Raw genomic sequence first — 17,448 nt, forward strand, 5'->3', positions numbered from 1 at the left:
GCAATAGCGCGGCGACGATCAGGCCGCTTGCATATCGTCGTCTGCGGCGCGTTCGTAGGCGCGCTTGCGCTGCATATGGATCATCTGTGCGACGCGGCTGAGTGCGACGCCACGCATCAGAATGCTTGCTGGCAAAAAGGCCCATGCCGTCACTGTCCAGATCAGCGTGTGGGTATTATCAAAACGGATCGGCGTTCCCAAAAGCGAGATGAGTTTGAGCACCGCCGGGATCAAAAATGGCAGCAAAAAGCCTAACACAGTGTTAATACGACCATCGCGTTGCAGGCGTTGAACAACGTCACCACCCGCGGTGGGGTCAAATGTGGGTAGATTTATCCAGACGTTAAAGGCGCCGCCTCTGCGTGGCCAGTGTTGCAACCGCAACATGATAATGAACGACACAATTGAGATCAGCGAAATGAGATAGCTTAGCCCCGCCGCATCGCGCAATTTCTGCACAACCGCAGGGTCGGCATCCGGTGGCATCATTAGCACCATCAGCCTCACGGGCGAATACGGAAAGTCGATCGTCGCGCCAATCTGGGTGCCGCTCGCTTGAAATGCATCGGTGATGGCAGATGGGCTCTCATACCCGCGAAAGATTACCGACAGGCAGAAGACTGTCGCGAAAAGGGCCGAGAATCTCACGCGATTGAAGGGTGGCGCATCGCGGAACTCAACAAGGCTGGGGCTACTCGCGCTGTATTCGACGATTGTGAAAAGTGCCGCAAAGATCGCAACCAATGCGATAATCTGGGTATTGTCATCGACACCTGCCGCAAGCAGCGCAGAAGGCATCACGATAAGCATTACGACCATGATCGCTCGTGCGATTGCACCTGGTAGTCGAGCAAACACTGCCTATCAACCCTTTCGAGGGCAACGCGACTTCAGGCGCAGCCCTGTCTTGTCGTATATCTACATCGCAGTCAGGGGTCAGCCCCTGTTGCAAAGCGCCAACCTCATCAAAAATCGTTACAATTTAAAACTAGCTATATGGAACCCGTTGTCCAATGGTTTGATGCCCGGATGACGTGTATGAGTACACTTATCAGCTTCAAAACGAAGACCACATCAACCATAACGCGCAACAGGAAAAACATAAACGGCTTAGGGTGGAAGCCAGCCCTGCGCAAGGCAAAATCGGGCTGGCCTACCATTGCCCTCGCGTCAGGCTAAACCCAAGGGCGTGCAGCGCTGGCTTGCGTTTCAAACTGATCGATAGCCGTGACTTTTTCGAGCGTGAGACCGATATCGTCCAGACCATTCAGCAGGCAGTGCTTTTTGAAAGCATCAACCTCAAACCGGAAAACCTGACCATCCGATGACGTGATGGTTTGTGCCTCAAGATCAACTTCGATCCGCGCATTGGATCCTTTCTCGGCATCCTGCATCAGGACATCCACCTGCTCTTGCGGCAAGGCGATGGGAAGAATGCCGTTCTTGAAGCAATTGTTGTAAAAGATGTCGGCAAAGCTTGGCGCGATCACGCATGTGATGCCGAAATCGGCGATGGCCCAAGGTGCGTGTTCCCGCGATGATCCGCAGCCGAAATTGTCCCCGGCAACAAGGATTTCAGCCTCACGATATTGCGGCTTGTTCAGCACAAAATCCGGAATTTCCTTTCCATCATCATCATAGCGCATTTCATCAAACAAATTCACACCCAGACCGGAGCGTTTAATCGTCTTCAGAAACTGTTTGGGGATGATCATATCGGTGTCGATATTGACCAGTGGCAAAGGTGCGGCCACACCGCTGAGCTTGGTGAACTTCTTCATAAAGTTAGTCCTTTTTGATCTGTCAGGCGGGCCGCGATGCGAATGCGGCGGCCGCCCAGATATTCATTTTGCGTTGAGCGTCTTGCGGTCCTAACCGCAGGAAGGAGCAAGCGCGCGGCTGATCGCTGCAGATGAACCGGAGAGCGGCAGGCTTGTTGCCGCACCGTTTTGTACAGCAAGGTCGAACTTGGAACTGGCCCGCAATCCGCTGATCTGCGACGGTGAAAGCGGTGCCGCAACGGCATAGAATTCCAGGCCAAAACCCGGCGCCGATGCGATCTCACCCTTGATGATCTGAGGATCGCCGGCACCAATGCGCAGGACCATCGCCTCTTCAGCACCGGCCTGGACGGCCCAGGCCCCTACGCTGACAAAGGCGATCTGCGCGCCACCATTGGCAATCTCGCAATAGACCACAACGCATGTTTCATTGACGTCGTCGTTGCAAATCCCTGCAATTGTTTTTCCATCGGCCTCCCAGGTGTCCCAAGTGCTTTGGGCAAAGGCAGCCATTGGTAAAAGGCAAAACAGGGCAACAACCAAACGCATTACATCATCTCCCGTACATCCGTCAGTTTTCCGGTAATCGCAGCGGCCGCCGCCATGGCTGGCGACATCAGATGTGTCCGCCCACCACGGCCCTGACGCCCTTCGAAATTGCGGTTCGACGTCGCAGCACAACGTTCGCCCGGAGCAAGCTGGTCAGGGTTCATGGCAAGGCACATCGAACAGCCCGCAAGGCGCCATTCGAAACCGGCCTCTTTGAAGATGTCCGCGAGCCCCTCTTCTTCGGCTTGTGCACGCACAAGGCCGGAGCCGGGGACAACCATCGCCCGCTTCACCCCGATCTTTTGGCCTTTCAGGATCGCCGCAGCGGCGCGCAGATCTTCGATCCGTCCATTGGTGCAGGAGCCGATAAAGACGGTGTCGATCTCGATCTCCGACAAAGGCGTGCCGGGCTTGAGGTCCATGTAATCGAGGGAGCGTTGCGCCGCGCCGACCTTGCCGCCTTCGAAATCCTCAGCAGCGGGAACGGTCGCCGTAATGGGCAATACGTCTTCGGGCGACGTACCCCAAGTCACGACGGGAGCAATATCTTCGCCTTTCAACGTCACGACCTTGTCGAAATGCGCGCCCTCATCAGTATAGAGCGTGCGCCAATAGGCCTCTGCCGCTTCCCACTGCGCACCCTTAGGCGCATGCGGACGACCTTTGCAGTATTCAAACGTCTTTTCATCCGGCGCAATCAAACCAGCCCGCGCGCCACCTTCAATGGCCATGTTGCAGACGGTCATCCGCCCTTCCATGCTAAGATCGCGGATCGCCTCGCCGCAATACTCGATCACATAGCCGGTGCCGCCCGCGGTGCCGGTGGCGCCAATGATCGACAGGGTGATGTCCTTGGCCGTCACACCGGGGCGCAGCTTGCCCGTGATTTCGACCTTCATGTTCTTGGATTTCTTCTGGATCAACGTCTGCGTGGCCAGCACGTGTTCCACCTCGGATGTCCCGATCCCATGCGCGAGCGCACCAAAGGCGCCATGGGTCGCCGTGTGGCTGTCACCGCACACAACCGTCATACCCGGCAGGGTCCAGCCCTGTTCGGGACCGACAATATGCACGATGCCCTGACGGACATCGGAGACAGGATAATAGTGGATGCCAAAATCCTTGGCGTTCTTGTCGAGTGCTGCCACCTGAATGGCGCTATCCTCCGTCATGTTTTTGGGGTCTTCCCGACCCACAGTCGTCGGCACATTGTGGTCCGGCACGGCGATGGTTTTTTCCGGCGCACGCACCTTGCGGCCTGCCATGCGCAGCCCCTCAAAGGCCTGCGGGCTGGTCACTTCGTGCACAAGGTGGCGGTCGATATAAAGCAGGCAGGTGCCGTCTTCGGCTTCATGGGCGACATGCGCGTCCCAGATTTTATCATAGAGCGTTTTGGGGGACATTGTCCTCTCCCGTTTTGTCAGAATGTCAGTTTGTCGTTTAAGTCAAATGACAGTTCTTCAGCCCCGTGCGCGGATCGTGCAAGACGCGCCAAAAAAACGCCAAGGCAGGCGCGCGCGATCATCCATGTCAAAAACCATTTTCATGTTGCGTTAATTACACCGCCGCCGGTTTTGCTGCAAGAGCGCCGCAACGCCAACAAAATATGGCCTCGTTCACAGCCGCATCAAAGCGACGGCACAAGTCCATAAAATCCGTGAGGGTTGTGCGATGCTCATCGATTTCAATCTGGCACAAAACGTGAATTTTCATCGCCAGAATAAGCACTTACGCAAGCGTCACAACAACGGAGCAACGACTTTGACGCACTTGATGAAAACAACCGCCCTCGCCGCACTGATCAGCTGGCCAAGTTTCGCAACCGCTGAATGGACAGGTCTTTACGTTGGGGGAGAGGTCGGTGGGATCGACAGCGCGCCAATCGCCGGAGCCTTCGCGGGATTTCAATACCAAATCGGTAGGGTCGTTCCCGGCATTGAAATCGGATACGACACCTTGCTGGGTGATACGAGCAATGGTGCAGAGGCTGGGCTGGATTTTACTGGCATCAGCTTTCGGCTGGGCTGGGACTTTGATGACATCATGCCATATGTGGGCTATGGCGGAAGCTACAGTGTGACGGAAGAGGATGACGATCTGGACCTGCAGGCGCTTTTCAAGCTCGGGCTCGACTACCGCTACAGCGACAACGTGACCATTGGTTTGCAATACAAAAGCCAGATCACAATCTTCGACACATCATCCGACGACGCTCTGGCGCAGGGGATTAGCTTGCGGGCAAGTTACGCATTCTGACGTCAGGAACCGTTAGGTGGCAGCGAGCTGTTCTTGAACATCTTCCAGCGTCGATATTGGATCGAAGTAATCCGCGTTGTCGGTGAAGACGACATTGATTTCGGCGCCATCGAGGCCTGCAAGTGTCGCGCCGCGCAGGAAAACGCCCGCACCTTCGCTGCCTTCTACATCTGGTTCACCATCGGCAATTTGCGCAAGCACAAAGATGCCTGAGACCGGCGTATTGCCTTCCAACCGCGTTTCCTCGCGCAAAATGAATTCGACCTCTGGGGCATCGCCGCCGCCCAGGTCACCATCAACCGTCAGGGTCAATGTATCCTGAACTGGGTTGAATTCGGTGATCGTGCCGCGGGTGGGAATTGTCTCATCCTGCGCGTTGGCGAGGATCACGAAGTCCGTAGCACCGCCAAATTCATCACTCAGCGTGCCTTGCCCGGTGACCAGAACCAGCGTGTCGTCGCCTTCGCCACCTTCTGCCTCACCACGTCCGCCCCAGATGAATATCGTGTCGTCCCCATCGTCGCCATCCACATCGTCACGGCGCAACGTATCGATGATCGGCTCGCCATCGGGGCCACGGACAGCCGGTGCGCCGCCCAGCAAGATGTCATTGCCGGGTCCGCCATCAATGTCGTCGGCGTTGCGGCCGCCATCGATACGGTCATTGCCTTCGCCGCCTTGGATCTTATCCGCGCCGTCGCCGCCGTTGATGGTGTCGTTGCCGTCAAAGCCAAAGATGAAATCCCGACCATCACCGCCGTTAACGGTGTCGTTACCGGCACCGGCCCTGATTGTATCGTTGCCGCCAAGCGCATTGATCGTATCATCCCCGGCAAAGCCAAAGATGAGATCGTTGCCTTCGGTCCCATTCAGATTTTCGTCGTTTTCGGGTGTGCCGTTAATCTCGTTGAGCTCATCATCGTCGCCATCGTCATCTCCCCCCAATGCCGGAATGACCAACACGCTAAGCCCCAGCAACGCAAGAAGAAGTGTAATGTCCATACGACACGCTCCGCCGATTGATAGTTAAGAACTTGTTAACGCGCAGGTAAAAACCCAACAAGATGATCCTTTGGTTATGGTTACTACCGTTGCCATTTGGCCAGATTGAGGCACCGTGCTTGCTTGCCGCAGCCTGCCCATGCAAAGCTCAAGTACTTGATGCAATTTGATAAGGACCTGCATGTCGCGCCATGTTGTCATGAGAGGCCCCGACGATGCGGTCGCGGAGACGCGGCGCGACTTTGACGAGGTCATCAGCATTGGCAGCGATGTTCTGGGGCAAGTTCAGGCAACAATTGAAGGTCTGCTTCGCACCTGGAACCTCTATCAAATCGGGATCGCGCTGGCACTCTTGTTGCTGGCCCATATCCTGCGTGCAGTTCTTGGGCCGCGCATTCGCGCATGGATGGGCGCGCGCCATGATTGGCCGAAATGGCGTCTGCGCATTCTTGCTATCATTCATCAGCGATTGCGGGCGATCTTCTTTGTTGGACTGATCTGGGCCACCATCTTTGTAATGCGCGAGGTCACATGGCCCAGCCGCAGCTATCTGCTTAGCATTATCGGAACGCTGGCCTTTGCATGGCTGACGATTGTCTTCCTGACCCGCCTGATCAAAAGCCCCACTTTGCGCAAATTCGTTCGCTATGGCGCGTGGGCATACGTCACGCTCCTGATCCTGAACCTGCTGGAACCAGCTGAGCAATTGCTGGACAGCGCGGGGTTTACGGTGGGCGAGATCCGTTTTTCGCTTCTGTTGCTTATTCAGGCCCTCGTCATTCTTGGCGTGCTGATCACCCTCGCGCGTTTTCTGACAAAAACCACGTCGAGCCGGATCAAAGCGAACGAAGATATCAGCCCATCAATGCAGGTGCTGATCGTCAAGGGTGTGCAGGTCGCCTTTTATGGTGCTGCCTTCTTTTTGGGTGTCCGGGCGCTTGGCATCGATCTGACAGGGCTGGCCGTGCTGTCCGGTGCGATTGGCGTAGGCATCGGCTTTGGATTGCAAAAGGTTGTCTCCAACCTCGTCTCGGGCGTGATCATCCTGCTCGACAAGTCCATCAAGCCGGGTGACGTGATCAGCCTTGGGGACACGTTCGGCTGGATCAATTCACTTGGCGCACGTTATGTCTCGGTCGTCACGCGTGACGGGAGAGAGTACCTTATCCCGAATGAAGATCTGATCACGGGTCAGGTGGTCAACTGGTCCCATTCCAATGAATTTGTCCGGCTCGATATCTATTTCGGAACGGCCTATCATGACAATCCGCATGACGTCCGGCGGATCGCCATTGAAGCGGCACAGAGCGTGGATCGCGTCCTCACCAATCGGAACACCGTCTGTCATATCGTCAATTTCGGCGACAGCTCGGTGGATTACATTCTGCGCTTCTGGATCAAGGACCCAACCGGAGGTCTGACGAATATCCGCGGCAACGTGTATCTCGCCCTTTGGGACGCTTTTCAGGAAAACGGGATCAGCATCCCGTTCCCGCAGCGCGAAGTGAAGGTGTTGGAAGGCGAGATGCCAAAACCGGCAACGCCCAACCCCTAGCAGCTAGAAATCGAAGGCGCGCTGACGCGGATCGGGCCGCTTTTGACGGGGGGATCGATCATTGACGAAATGTCCTTGCGGGTCTTTTCGGCTGGCATGTTTGTCGATCACTTTTGCAGCCTCATCGCGAAAGGTTTGACCTTTGCGCACGCCATAGATCTTACTGCGCGCATGCCGAGCTGCTTCGGCGACATCCACGATTGGGCCAGGGTAAGCCAGCGATGCCGCCCTTTCCCATCTCCACGGCTCTTGCAGATATTTGTCAGGCACATCGGCGAGTTCCGGCACCCATTTTCGAGTGAACACGCCTTTGGGGTCCTGATCCCACCCCTGTTTGATCGGATTATAGATACGTATGGTATTCATGCCGGTGGTGCCCGATTGCATCTGGGTTTGCGGCCAGTGTATTCCCGGTTCGTAATCCGTGAACTGCCGTGCCAGATGCAGCCCTGTCTGCCGCCAATCCAGCCAAAAATGATATGACGCCACGGCCATCACCATCGACCGCATGCGGAAATTGAGCCAACCGGTCGCCGCCAGATACCGCATACACGCATCGACAAATGGCATGCCCGTCTCGCCCTTCTCCCACGCCTCCCGGCGGGCCCGATCATCGCCGCGCAACCCATCATAGGCTGAATGCAGACACCGCGTTTCCAGCTGCGGCTCATCTTCCAGCTTTTGCATGAAATGGTCACGCCAGGCCAACCTGGACTGAAAGGATTTCAAGGACTTCGCCCAATCGCCACTAACCTCACGCTGCCGCGCGGCACCGGCCTGTGCCACTTCGCGCCCCGACAGACAGCCGAAAGCAAGATAGGGAGAGAGGCGCGAACACGCAGTTTCACCGCTTAGGGGCGACGACATATCGCCGCGATACGTTCGCCCACGTTCGGCCAGAAAACCGCCGAGTGCCGACAATGCCATCTGTCGACCACCCAATTGACGCTCTGGACAATGATCAGGCTGGATCAACGCAGGCACATCGTCTGACGGTACGGTGACACCTTGAGCATTCTCAGGTACAGTCACCTGATCCTGCCGCAGAAAGGCGTTGCGCGCCTTGGCCCAGCCATCACGTCCGTTCAGACGGCGGATAACGCCAGATTGCGCAAGTTCCGTCCAGGTAACCCCCTGCCCCCGCGCCCAATCAGCAACCGCGCGGTCGCGCGTATAAGTCCAAGCATTACCCGTCTCTTCATGGCTGACAAGGCGTGTGACACCGTGGGTCGTGCGCAAGTGTTCCAAGACCGCGCAAACGGAACCGACGCGCACACAAAGCGTGAGCCCGATCCTCGAGAGCTGCTCACGCAGATCAGCAACGCTCTCCGAGAGAAACGCAAACTGCCGCCCCGACACATCAGGTTCGGCCCAGTATTCCGGCTCAAATACATAAAGCGGTAGAACCGGACCTTGCGCGGCGGCAAAAGCCAAAGCCGGGTGATCCACGACCCGTAAATCGCGCTTGAACCAAAGGATGCTTGTCATGCCGTGGGAAATAGCCGTGACCTTGCAAAAAGCCACGGTGGCACGCCTCGCGCGGCGCTCGCGATGCGAAACCGCGCGAGAGCTTTAGTGCTTGTTCATCCGGTTTTCGATCAGGTCATCCACCACAGACGGATCAGCCAAGGTCGAGGTGTCGCCCAGCGCGCCATAGTCATCCTCGGCAATCTTACGCAGAATGCGCCGCATGATCTTGCCAGAGCGGGTTTTAGGCAGGCCGGGCGCCCATTGGATCAGGTCGGGCTTGGCAATCGGGCCGATCTCGGACCGGACCCAGGTTTCTAGTTCCTTGCGCAGCGCGTCAGAGGGGTCTTCCCCGTTCATCAGGGTCACATAGGCATAGATGCCCTGCCCTTTGATATCGTGCGGATAGCCCACCACGGCAGCCTCGGCCACTTTGGCGTGGGCGACCAAGGCGCTTTCCACCTCTGCAGTACCCATGCGGTGGCCGGAGACGTTGATCACATCATCCACGCGGCCGGTGATCCAATAGTACCCGTCTGCGTCGCGTTTGCAGCCATCTCCGGTGAAATAGTAGCCCTTATAGTCATTGAAATAGGTCTTCTCAAACCGCTCGTGATCACCCCAGACGGTGCGCATCTGGGCGGGCCAGCTGTCTTTCATGCACAGCACGCCTTCGGCAGCCGTGTCGTGGATTTCTTCGCCAGAGGTCGGCTCCAGAATCACGGGCTGCACACCGAAGAAGGGCAGCGTCGCGGAACCCGGTTTCGTCGCTGTGGCCCCGGGCAGCGGCGTCAAAAGATGCCCGCCGGTTTCAGTCTGCCACCAAGTGTCGACGATGGGCGCTTTTCCCTTGCCGACGACATCATTGTACCAGTTCCAGGCCTCGGGGTTGATCGGCTCGCCCACGGTGCCAAGGACCTTCAAGTCAGAAAGGTCATATTTCTCAACAAATTCATTGCCTTGCCCCATGAGCGCGCGAATGGCGGTGGGGGCGGTATAGAACTGGTTGACCTTGTACTTTTCGCAGACTTGCCAGAACCGGCCCGCATCCGGGTAAGTCGGAACACCTTCAAACATCAGCGTCGTGGCGCCGTTGGCAAGCGGGCCATAGACGATATAGCTGTGGCCCGTGACCCAGCCCACATCGGCGGTGCACCAGAAGATATCACCGTCGTGATAGTCGAACGTGTATTGATGGGTCATCGACGCGTAGACGATGTAACCGCCTGTCGTATGCACTACGCCCTTGGGCTGGCCGGTTGAGCCAGAGGTGTAGAGGATAAACAATGGGTCCTCGGCAGCCATTTCTTCCGGCGGGCAATCTGCCGAGACTTTTTCCTCCATCTCATGGAGCCAGCAATCGGCCTCACCCCGCCATGCGATCTGCTGGCCGGTGCGCTTGACCACGAGGCATTTGCAGTCGTGGATCACGTTGATCAGCGCCTGGTTCACATTGTCCTTCAGATTGGTCACCCGCCCGCCGCGCGGTGCGCCATCGGCGGTGATAACGACCTTGGCGTCGCAGGCATTCACGCGCGCACCCAAAGCCTCGGCCGAGAAACCGGCAAAAACGATGGAATGGATGGCGCCGATCCGCGCGCAGGCCAGCATGGCATAGGCCGCTTCGGGGATCATCGGCAGATAGATCACCACGCGGTCGCCTTTGCCCACGCCCATTTCCTTCAGGACATTGGCCATCAGACAGGTTTTTTCGTGCAACATCGCATAAGTGATGTGGAGCGGCTGATCGTTCGGATCATCGGGTTCCCAGATGATCGCCGTCTGATCCCCGCGGGTTGCCAGGTGCCTGTCGATGCAGTTGGCGCTGACATTCAGGGTGCCATCCTCAAACCATTTGATATCGATATCGCCGGGGGCGAAGCTGGTGTTCTTGACCTTGGTGAACGGCTTGACCCAGTCGATGCGTTTGCCATGCTCGGCCCAGAACCCTTCGGGGTCGTTGATTGAGGCCGCATACATCTCATCATACTTTGCCTTATCGGCATGGGCGTTTGCGGCCATCTCGGCTGATGGCGCATAGGTTCCGGCTGGCTGGTCGGTCATGGCGTCTCCTCCCGCTTGGTTCGTTATGGCGGCCAGTGGCGCGCCGTCCTCCACGTTTCATCATGATCAGATTGCAGAAGAATCCAAGTCACACCAAGGTCGGTGGCGCGAATTTATTCAAAAATATGCCGCCGCTTTCGTGGCCTCGTCAGAGCGGCTAAACCTGTGGCATGACGGCGATCATCCTTCTTGGCGCGGCGGTGTGGCCAAATGGCCCCTCGCCTACTTTGCGCAGGCGTAGTGCCCATGCCGCGACGTTGTGGCATGCGGAACGGGCCGCGCAGATCATCGCCTGCGGAGGGTTTGGGGCGCATCCTCCATCCGAAGCGGCCGCGATGCGCGATCTGCTGATCGCCGCGGGGGTGCCGGAGAGCGCGATTGTGCTGGAAGACCAATCCACGACCACATTGGAAAACATCCAGAACGCCTTGCCCCTGCTGCCTGGCAAAGAGGTGATCATCGTGACGGATCGGTATCATGCAAAACGCGCTTTGATGGTGGCACGGCATTTCGGATTGCAGGCCACAGCCGATTGCCCGCAGATGGACGAAATGGGGCTGCGACTCCGACTGCGCGAGATGCTTGCGCGACGTGTCTATGCCCGCAAACTGCGCCAGCTTTAACGGCCAATTAACCAGTTTCCACCACCCTGCCCGGCGGGAAGGGATGGGCAGGTCATGCGGTTGCTGGCGATCCTCATTTGCCTTTTGATGTTGCCACAGGCGGGCCTTGCTGGGGCCTGGGCGCGTGAAAAGGGACAGTTCTTTATATCCTCGGGCGGAAATTTTCTGCTGTCGGACGGGGCGCAATTGCCTGTGCATTATGACCCGACATTTTATCTGGAATATGGGCTGACGGACCTTTTGACCGTGGGTGTGGATTATCACACCGCTGATCAGGGGCGCATTGATACCGGGTTTGTCTTTGGCCGGTTTCCCCTGGGCGACCCGGTCGGGCGCGATCGGCTCGCGGCGAGCCTTGGCTTTGGTGTGCGCGTGGATGAGTTCAATCCACAGGAAAATCTGGTGCAGGGCGGTCTCTTTTGGGGGCGTGGCTATGATGCGGGGTGGTTTGCCATCGATTTCACTGCGACCCGCGGAGATATCACCGGGATGTTCCGCGCAAAGGCCGACTTCACCTGGGGGCATAACCTGTCGGACCGCTGGACGACGACGCTGCAATTGCAGACAGGGGAAGGGTTCAGCGGCGATACTTACGCTAAGATCAACCCAGCGGTCATATTCAGCATCAACGATAACCACCGGGTCAGTTTGGGTGCCGTGCAGGCACTGACGGGGGATGAGGGAAGCGCGCTGAAGCTGAATATTTGGTCGACGTTTTAGAGGAAATACTGGGCTAGTCTTGCGAACGATTTAAGGGCGGCTTGACGGACAAACCAACGATCCAACTTTTCCACAAAACGCCTGTTTAGGTGCGGATTACAGCTCAGGGCGCTTCGAAAGCAACTCGGCCAGATTTTGACCTGAACGATGTACCCATTCAGGTTCGTAGTTTCTGACCGTAATCCAGAAAAGCTTGCCCTCAGGCCAGTAGGTCACATCCAAACATCCCTTTCTTTTACGATCTTCTTTGAAGTGCCAGTGACGGTTGTTGGGATACTTTTTTCGGCTAAGTGTTGTGGCATGCGTCAATTCCAACCCCAACTCTTCGCCAACGGCGGTCAGAACCGTCTCCATTGCCTCCAGGCTCAACTTGCCAGAGACGGCCACCTGAAGGTTGCGGGACTTGTCAGTATCTTCAATGGTTCGTTTCATCGCTGCCTGCTCATTCGTTTCTAATGAAATGAAGAGCACAAACGAACTTTATTGAAAGCACAAGAGCGCATTGCTGCATCGGTCGCGACGGTCTCAGACCTGACGCTCGGAAGCTCTTTTGCCTGCTAAAGCCCACCAATCTGATGCAATAGGTCACTCACCTGATCGATCCCGTCGCCGTGGCGGAGGCTCGCGAAGACCACGGGCAGGTCGCCGCGCATGCGGGCGGCGTCGCGGGCCATGACGTCCAGTGATGCGCCTACGTGGGGTGCCAGGTCGGTCTTGTTGATGACGAGGATGTCGGAGCGCGTGATGGCAGGCCCACCTTTGCGTGGGATCTCCTCGCCGGCAGCAACGTCAATCACATAGACCGTCACATCGGCAAGCTCGGGGCTGAACGTGGCCGAGAGGTTGTCACCGCCGCTTTCGATCAGGATGAGGTCGAGATCATCGTGCCGCTCGCGCATCTTGGCCACAGCGGCGAGGTTGATCGAGGCATCTTCGCGGATCGCAGTATGCGGGCACCCCCCGGTCTCGACGCCCATCACGCGATCGGCGGGCAGGATCTGCATGCGCATCAGTGCCTCTGCATCCTCTTGCGTGTAGATATCGTTGGTGATCACGCCCAGACTGATCTGGTCCTTCAACTTGCTCGCCAGTGCTGCCGTCAGCGTGGTTTTACCCGCACCCACCGGTCCACCAATCCCCACGCGCAACGGTCCATTGGGTGACATTCACGATCCTCCTAGCAAGACGGTCAAGAGCCCCGCCGCAATCAAAAGGCACAAGGGCGCGTAGTATTTGCGGTCATTTGCGGCGAATGGCTGCTCCGGCGTCATCATGCGCCAAAACTTGGTATATGCAATCGCGCCGCGCAGCAGAAACACCGCAAAAGCACCCCAGAGTATGACTAGCACGAGCAGCACGCGCGGCAACCAGAGAGCGGCGATGATCACCAAAAGTGCGGCGACCACCAGAAAGCACGGGATCGCACCGGGCATGCGGGTCACCCCCTTCGCGCCAACCACAGTGCGCGCCAGTTCCTCCTCATCCCGGATCGGCACCCAGATTTGCAGGCCCCATAGCGCATGGATTACCGCGATCAGGCCGAGGATGAGTGTCAGAAGGACCTTCATGACCGGAAGATCCGAGAATACTGCGCGTGGTGCTGCATTGACGCAGTGTCGACGGCAAAGGTTGCGGTGCCGATATCGTCCAGCGTTGCCTGCATCGCCTCTGTGCCGACCCGGTTGATGAGTGGCGCGAGGCCACGCAAAATCCTCTGCCCTTCGGTTTGGCCAAGCGGCAAAAGCCGTTGGGCGCATTGGATCAGATTGCTAACAAAGGCTTGCAGCCAGACCCGCACGGTGGGGGCAAGCGGCAATCCGGCGAGTGCGGTCGCGCGGCCCACCGCCACAGGATAGGCCATATCGGGCAAATCAAAGCCCCAGACCGCGCGGGTTGTCGCGGCGAAGGCGGCGCCCTGCTCCAGCGTTTCCATCCGCCTTTCGCGTGACGGGGCGAGGGCGGCGGCAAGTTCGGCCAAGGGCGTGACATCCTCGGCCTCATATGCCGCGCAAAGCAGGATCGCGTCAGAGCGTCCGGCACCGTGGCTCAGCACGTCCTCAAGCCATCCTTTCAGGCCTGCCGCATCCGTTACATCGCCGCGCCCAACAGCGCGTTCGAGCCCGTGCGACCAGGCGAAGGCTCCCACCGGATAGGACGGTGACAACCATTGGGTTAATGTCAAAAGTGCGCCGTCATCCATGGGAATGAGAGTGACTATGGTCATGGCTCATCGTGCGCCCATGGCCGTAAGCGCCACCTTCGGGCGTAAACGGCCCATCCATATCGGTGACGGTCGCACCAAGCTGCTCCAGCATCGCGCGCATCACCTTTTCGCGCTGCACGATCAGCGCATCGGGCTCCACAGCGCACGGCGCATGCCGGTTGCCGATATGCCAGGCGAGGCGCACAAGATCGCCGGTCACCCGCATCAGCGGCTCATCCGCCGCCTTCACCACCACGTGCCGCCCGTCATCCAGCGCAAAGGCATGGCCCGCATCGACAGATGTCGTGTGCGGGAGATCGACGAGAAATGCCTCCCCGGCATCCGTGGTCAACCGTTTGCGGCGCAAAAGCCGCGCATCATAGGTAAGCGACACAGTCGCATCCACATTTGGTGCGGCTGTCAGGATACTATGCGCCGTGGCGGTCATCACTCCCCGCCCATCACCGCAAATTCGGTATATTCGAACACGTCAGGCGGTGCGCCGTCATCCGTGGCGTAGGACACAAGCAGTCCCAAGCCCAGCGCGGGCAGATAGTGGATTTCCTCAAAATAGCTGTAGCCATCGCCCTGATAGGTCAGTTCACCTGGGATCATGTCATAGGTGCAGTCCGTGTAGGTGACCTTGGTCAGCGCGCCCCAGCGATGCGTCTGCTCTTCCTGAAAAAACCCATCCGAGTCCCGCATCGCGACCTTTACCTGCCAATCGGTGTCCGGTTTCGGGATCGGCATCTTTTCAGCGCTCATCGGATAGGCGGATGTGATGCGTGAGGTTGGCACGATCTGCCCATCCTCAAGGTCGGAAAGTTCGACCACATACACGCCCTGCCCCAGGATATTGCGGGCCGTATAGCCATCTTCGTAGCGCGCGATCAGTTCGACAAGGCCGGGGCTGAGGTCGCGATACTCCTCCACCGACCCGTCGCTGAGCGTGGCGCGGATGCCGGTCGCCCGATCCGCTCCGGTGGGACAATCCGCCATGGCAGTGCTGGCAAATAAGCACGCGCAAATGGTTCGCAGCATCATCGTAACGGATCCCCCGGGCTAAAGTACCTCGGATCAGATTACGCGAGCATGGCCGCGATGCAATGGCGAAGGCTTAGCCGTCGTGGCGAAAGAGCTGTTCGGCGACCTGCGCGCGGGTCAGGCCCTTGGACGCAAGTTCTGCATCGCTGGTGTGATTAAGCGCCTCGACTGCGGCATAACGCTGGCTTTGAACGACCAAAGCTGCCAATGCCCGACCAACCTTCTCTGTGGTTTCAGCAAGCAAATTACGGTAGAAGTTCAGCGTTGTTTTGATGCGTTGTGCCATTTTTGAGCCCCTTGAATGCGTGTCCGTTGTCTGTTGTCTCGCAGGTAAGACACGTCCGCAGAGCCCGCAATGTGGGCTTCGGCAAACCCACTATGCGCGGGCTGCATCGCTCTTTCAGAACAGGAAGTACCGCTGCGCCATGGGCAGCTCTTTTGCAGGCTGACAGGTCAGCAATTCGCCGTCGGCACGGACCTCGTAAGTCTCGGGGTTCACCTCAACCGTAGGCATGGCGTCGTTCAACTTCAGGTCCGCCTTACCGATACCACGCGTGTTGACCACGGGCAGCGTTTTCTTGGCGAGGCCCAGGCTGTCACCAAGCCCGGCATCCTGCGCGGCCGCACTGACAAAGGTCACGGCAGAGTTCTCGACGGACCGCCCATAGGCACCGAACATCGGCCTGGTGTAGACCGGCTGCGGGGTTGGGATAGACGCGTTCGGATCGCCCATCTGCGCACAGACGATCGTGCCACCCATCAGCACCATTTCCGGCTTAACGCCGAAGAAAGCCGGGTTCCACAAGCAGAGATCGGCGCGCTTGCCCTCTTCAACCGATCCCACATGGGCGCTGATCCCATGGGCAATCGCCGGATTGATCGTGTATTTCGCGATGTAGCGGCGGACGCGGAGGTTGTCGTTATCGCCGGTTTCTTCGGACAGCGCGCCGCGCTGTTTTTTCATCTTATCCGCGGTCTGCCAGGTCCGGATGATCACCTCACCCACGCGGCCCATCGCCTGACTGTCCGACGCGATGATGCTGAAGGCGCCCATGTCGTGCAGGATATCCTCGGCCGCAATGGTCTCACGCCGAATGCGGCTTTCGGCAAAGGCCACGTCTTCGGGGATGGATTTGTCCAGGTGGTGGCAGACCATCAGCATATCCAGATGCTCATCCACCGTGTTGACGGTAAAGGGCCGTGTCGGGTTGGTGGAGGATGGCAAGACATGGCTTTCACCGCAGATCTTGATGATATCAGGCGCGTGGCCACCGCCCGCCCCTTCGGTATGAAAGGCATGGATCGTACGGCCCTTCATGGCCGCGACAGTGTTTTCCACGAACCCGCTTTCGTTCAGCGTGTCGGTGTGGATCATCACCTGGACATCCATCGCATCCGCCACGCTCAGGCAGTTATCGATGGCCGCCGGGGTCGTACCCCAGTCTTCGTGCAGTTTCAGGCAGCATGCGCCGGCTTGCACCTGCTCCTCCAGTGCTGCGGGAAGTGACGCGTTGCCCTTCCCCGCAAAGGCGAGGTTCATCGGAAACGCGTCCGCCGCCTGCAACATGCGCCCGATATGCCAGGGGCCGGGGGTGCAGGTGGTGGCGAGCGTGCCATGAGCCGGACCGGTGCCGCCGCCGATCATGGTGGTCAAGCCCGAATGCAGCGCATCTTCGATCTGTTGCGGGCAGATGAAGTGGATATGACTGTCGATCCCACCGGCGGTCAGGATCCGCCCCTCGCCCGCAATGGCCTCCGTTCCGGGGCCAATGACAATATCGACGCCGGGCTGTGTATCTGGATTCCCTGCCTTGCCGATCTTGACGATCTGACCGTCTTTCAGGCCCACATCCGCCTTGATGATCCCGGTCCAGTCGACGATCAGCGCATTGGTTATGACCGTATCAACAGCCCCCTCGGCGCGCGTGGCCTGGCTTTGCCCCATCCCGTCGCGGATAACCTTACCGCCACCGAACTTGACTTCTTCGCCGTAAGCGAGAGCGTTGGTGCCACTACCACCGGTAAGCGCCTTACCTGCGTGCTCAGCGGTCAGGTCCCGTTCAACTTCAATAATCAGGTCGGTATCGGCGAGCCTGACACGATCCCCCACGGTGGGGCCAAACATTGCGGCGTAATCGGCGCGAGCGATCGTGGCAGGCATTTATGTCTCCGAATTGTTCATGT

At 58.2% G+C, this 17,448-nt stretch carries 19 protein-coding genes; 4 read left to right on the top strand and 15 right to left on the bottom strand.

Annotated features, from left to right (window positions below; all coding sequences use genetic code 11):
• Nucleotides 1-18: 18 nt before the first annotated feature.
• The 4 genes from SLH47_RS04825 to leuC all read right to left on the bottom strand — a co-directional run bounded on the left by SLH47_RS04825 (nucleotide 19) and on the right by leuC (nucleotide 3,733).
• Nucleotides 19-819: a hypothetical protein gene (locus tag SLH47_RS04825; protein WP_320238246.1), complete on the bottom strand. Its 801-nt coding sequence runs from the start codon at nucleotides 817-819 to the stop codon at nucleotides 19-21.
• A gap of 356 nt (nucleotides 820-1,175) precedes the next feature.
• Complete coding sequence (gene leuD, locus SLH47_RS04830; RefSeq protein ID WP_320238247.1) at nucleotides 1,176-1,781, bottom strand: 3-isopropylmalate dehydratase small subunit; 606 nt, start codon at nucleotides 1,779-1,781, stop codon at nucleotides 1,176-1,178.
• Nucleotides 1,782-1,871: 90 nt separating this feature from the next.
• Nucleotides 1,872-2,294, bottom strand: a complete 423-nt coding sequence (locus SLH47_RS04835) for a hypothetical protein (protein ID WP_320238248.1) — start codon at nucleotides 2,292-2,294, stop codon at nucleotides 1,872-1,874.
• Nucleotides 2,295-2,329: 35 nt separating this feature from the next.
• On the bottom strand, nucleotides 2,330-3,733 hold the full coding sequence (gene leuC, locus SLH47_RS04840; RefSeq protein ID WP_320238249.1) for a 3-isopropylmalate dehydratase large subunit: 1,404 nt from the start codon (nucleotides 3,731-3,733) through the stop codon (nucleotides 2,330-2,332).
• Nucleotides 3,734-4,103: 370 nt separating this feature from the next.
• Here leuC and SLH47_RS04845 point away from each other — a divergent pair, with 370 nt between their 5' ends.
• A complete protein-coding gene (locus SLH47_RS04845; RefSeq protein ID WP_320238250.1) occupies nucleotides 4,104-4,586 on the top strand; it encodes an outer membrane protein in 483 nt (160 codons plus the stop codon).
• 12 nt (nucleotides 4,587-4,598) lie between these two features.
• Here SLH47_RS04845 and SLH47_RS04850 read toward each other — a convergent pair whose 3' ends face one another.
• On the bottom strand, nucleotides 4,599-5,588 hold the full coding sequence (locus tag SLH47_RS04850) for a calcium-binding protein (protein WP_320238251.1): 990 nt from the start codon (nucleotides 5,586-5,588) through the stop codon (nucleotides 4,599-4,601).
• 199 nt (nucleotides 5,589-5,787) lie between these two features.
• Between SLH47_RS04850 and SLH47_RS04855 the strand changes: the two genes are divergently transcribed.
• Nucleotides 5,788-7,143, top strand: a complete 1,356-nt coding sequence (locus SLH47_RS04855) for a mechanosensitive ion channel family protein (protein WP_320238252.1) — start codon at nucleotides 5,788-5,790, stop codon at nucleotides 7,141-7,143.
• Between the two features lie 3 nt (nucleotides 7,144-7,146).
• Here SLH47_RS04855 and SLH47_RS04860 read toward each other — a convergent pair whose 3' ends face one another.
• Together SLH47_RS04860 and acs are read right to left on the bottom strand one after the other, a co-directional pair.
• Nucleotides 7,147-8,631: an FAD-binding domain-containing protein gene (locus tag SLH47_RS04860; RefSeq protein WP_320238253.1), complete on the bottom strand. Its 1,485-nt coding sequence runs from the start codon at nucleotides 8,629-8,631 to the stop codon at nucleotides 7,147-7,149.
• An 84-nt stretch (nucleotides 8,632-8,715) separates the two neighbouring features.
• Nucleotides 8,716-10,674, bottom strand: a complete 1,959-nt coding sequence (gene acs / locus SLH47_RS04865; protein WP_320238254.1) for an acetate--CoA ligase — start codon at nucleotides 10,672-10,674, stop codon at nucleotides 8,716-8,718.
• 170 nt (nucleotides 10,675-10,844) lie between these two features.
• Here acs and SLH47_RS04870 point away from each other — a divergent pair, with 170 nt between their 5' ends.
• Together SLH47_RS04870 and SLH47_RS04875 are read left to right on the top strand one after the other, a co-directional pair.
• The gene (locus SLH47_RS04870) at nucleotides 10,845-11,297 is read left to right on the top strand and encodes a YdcF family protein (protein ID WP_320238255.1); all 453 of its coding nucleotides are present in this window, start codon (nucleotides 10,845-10,847) and stop codon (nucleotides 11,295-11,297) included.
• Nucleotides 11,298-11,351: 54 nt separating this feature from the next.
• Nucleotides 11,352-12,017 carry a hypothetical protein gene (locus tag SLH47_RS04875; RefSeq protein ID WP_320238256.1) on the top strand — a complete coding sequence of 222 codons (666 nt, stop codon included), beginning with the start codon at nucleotides 11,352-11,354 and terminating at the stop codon, nucleotides 12,015-12,017.
• Between the two features lie 96 nt (nucleotides 12,018-12,113).
• On the opposite strand, the gene SLH47_RS04880 is transcribed toward SLH47_RS04875, so the two are convergent.
• The 8 genes from SLH47_RS04880 to ureC all read right to left on the bottom strand — a co-directional run bounded on the left by SLH47_RS04880 (nucleotide 12,114) and on the right by ureC (nucleotide 17,425).
• Entirely contained in the window at nucleotides 12,114-12,449 is a 336-nt protein-coding gene (locus SLH47_RS04880; protein WP_320238257.1) for a hypothetical protein, read from the bottom strand.
• 125 nt (nucleotides 12,450-12,574) lie between these two features.
• Complete coding sequence (gene ureG, locus SLH47_RS04885; RefSeq protein WP_320238258.1) at nucleotides 12,575-13,183, bottom strand: urease accessory protein UreG; 609 nt, start codon at nucleotides 13,181-13,183, stop codon at nucleotides 12,575-12,577.
• Entirely contained in the window at nucleotides 13,184-13,585 is a 402-nt protein-coding gene (locus SLH47_RS04890; RefSeq protein WP_320238259.1) for a DUF3995 domain-containing protein, read from the bottom strand.
• Nucleotides 13,582-14,217, bottom strand: a complete 636-nt coding sequence (locus SLH47_RS04895) for an urease accessory protein UreF (protein ID WP_413785625.1) — start codon at nucleotides 14,215-14,217, stop codon at nucleotides 13,582-13,584. Before SLH47_RS04895 ends, SLH47_RS04890 begins: the two co-directional genes overlap by 4 nt.
• Nucleotides 14,210-14,668: an urease accessory protein UreE gene (locus tag SLH47_RS04900; protein ID WP_320238261.1), complete on the bottom strand. Its 459-nt coding sequence runs from the start codon at nucleotides 14,666-14,668 to the stop codon at nucleotides 14,210-14,212. The genes SLH47_RS04895 and SLH47_RS04900 overlap by 8 nt, the downstream gene beginning before the upstream one ends.
• Nucleotides 14,668-15,219 (bottom strand): hypothetical protein, encoded by a 552-nt coding sequence (locus tag SLH47_RS04905; RefSeq protein ID WP_320238262.1) that lies wholly within the window; start codon nucleotides 15,217-15,219, stop codon nucleotides 14,668-14,670. Before SLH47_RS04905 ends, SLH47_RS04900 begins: the two co-directional genes overlap by 1 nt.
• A 118-nt stretch (nucleotides 15,220-15,337) precedes the next feature.
• Nucleotides 15,338-15,550 (bottom strand): hypothetical protein, encoded by a 213-nt coding sequence (locus SLH47_RS04910; RefSeq protein WP_320238263.1) that lies wholly within the window; start codon nucleotides 15,548-15,550, stop codon nucleotides 15,338-15,340.
• Between the two features lie 114 nt (nucleotides 15,551-15,664).
• Entirely contained in the window at nucleotides 15,665-17,425 is a 1,761-nt protein-coding gene (gene ureC, locus SLH47_RS04915) for an urease subunit alpha (protein ID WP_320238264.1), read from the bottom strand.
• Between the last annotated feature and the right edge of the window lie 23 nt (nucleotides 17,426-17,448).

The sequence above is a fragment of the Cognatiyoonia sp. IB215182 genome, from assembly GCF_033963905.1.
Lineage (GTDB): Bacteria > Pseudomonadota > Alphaproteobacteria > Rhodobacterales > Rhodobacteraceae > Yoonia.

What these genes read in the sequence shown, in the direction of transcription:
- SLH47_RS04825 (WP_320238246.1), bottom strand. Translation starts at nt 819, where the DNA reads ATGGTCGTAATGCTTATCGTGATGCCTTCTGCGCTGCTTGCGGCAGGT.
- leuD (WP_320238247.1), bottom strand. Translation starts at nt 1,781, where the DNA reads ATGAAGAAGTTCACCAAGCTCAGCGGTGTGGCCGCACCTTTGCCACTG.
- SLH47_RS04835 (WP_320238248.1), bottom strand. Translation starts at nt 2,294, where the DNA reads ATGGCTGCCTTTGCCCAAAGCACTTGGGACACCTGGGAGGCCGATGGA.
- leuC (WP_320238249.1), bottom strand. Translation starts at nt 3,733, where the DNA reads ATGTCCCCCAAAACGCTCTATGATAAAATCTGGGACGCGCATGTCGCC.
- SLH47_RS04845 (WP_320238250.1), top strand. Translation starts at nt 4,104, where the DNA reads ATGAAAACAACCGCCCTCGCCGCACTGATCAGCTGGCCAAGTTTCGCA.
- SLH47_RS04850 (WP_320238251.1), bottom strand. Translation starts at nt 5,588, where the DNA reads ATGGACATTACACTTCTTCTTGCGTTGCTGGGGCTTAGCGTGTTGGTC.
- SLH47_RS04855 (WP_320238252.1), top strand. Translation starts at nt 5,788, where the DNA reads ATGAGAGGCCCCGACGATGCGGTCGCGGAGACGCGGCGCGACTTTGAC.
- SLH47_RS04860 (WP_320238253.1), bottom strand. Translation starts at nt 8,631, where the DNA reads ATGACAAGCATCCTTTGGTTCAAGCGCGATTTACGGGTCGTGGATCAC.
- acs (WP_320238254.1), bottom strand. Translation starts at nt 10,674, where the DNA reads ATGACCGACCAGCCAGCCGGAACCTATGCGCCATCAGCCGAGATGGCC.
- SLH47_RS04870 (WP_320238255.1), top strand. Translation starts at nt 10,845, where the DNA reads ATGACGGCGATCATCCTTCTTGGCGCGGCGGTGTGGCCAAATGGCCCC.
- SLH47_RS04875 (WP_320238256.1), top strand. Translation starts at nt 11,352, where the DNA reads ATGCGGTTGCTGGCGATCCTCATTTGCCTTTTGATGTTGCCACAGGCG.
- SLH47_RS04880 (WP_320238257.1), bottom strand. Translation starts at nt 12,449, where the DNA reads ATGAAACGAACCATTGAAGATACTGACAAGTCCCGCAACCTTCAGGTG.
- ureG (WP_320238258.1), bottom strand. Translation starts at nt 13,183, where the DNA reads ATGTCACCCAATGGACCGTTGCGCGTGGGGATTGGTGGACCGGTGGGT.
- SLH47_RS04890 (WP_320238259.1), bottom strand. Translation starts at nt 13,585, where the DNA reads ATGAAGGTCCTTCTGACACTCATCCTCGGCCTGATCGCGGTAATCCAT.
- SLH47_RS04895 (WP_413785625.1), bottom strand. Translation starts at nt 14,217, where the DNA reads ATGGATGACGGCGCACTTTTGACATTAACCCAATGGTTGTCACCGTCC.
- SLH47_RS04900 (WP_320238261.1), bottom strand. Translation starts at nt 14,668, where the DNA reads ATGACCGCCACGGCGCATAGTATCCTGACAGCCGCACCAAATGTGGAT.
- SLH47_RS04905 (WP_320238262.1), bottom strand. Translation starts at nt 15,219, where the DNA reads ATGGCGGATTGTCCCACCGGAGCGGATCGGGCGACCGGCATCCGCGCC.
- SLH47_RS04910 (WP_320238263.1), bottom strand. Translation starts at nt 15,550, where the DNA reads ATGGCACAACGCATCAAAACAACGCTGAACTTCTACCGTAATTTGCTT.
- ureC (WP_320238264.1), bottom strand. Translation starts at nt 17,425, where the DNA reads ATGCCTGCCACGATCGCTCGCGCCGATTACGCCGCAATGTTTGGCCCC.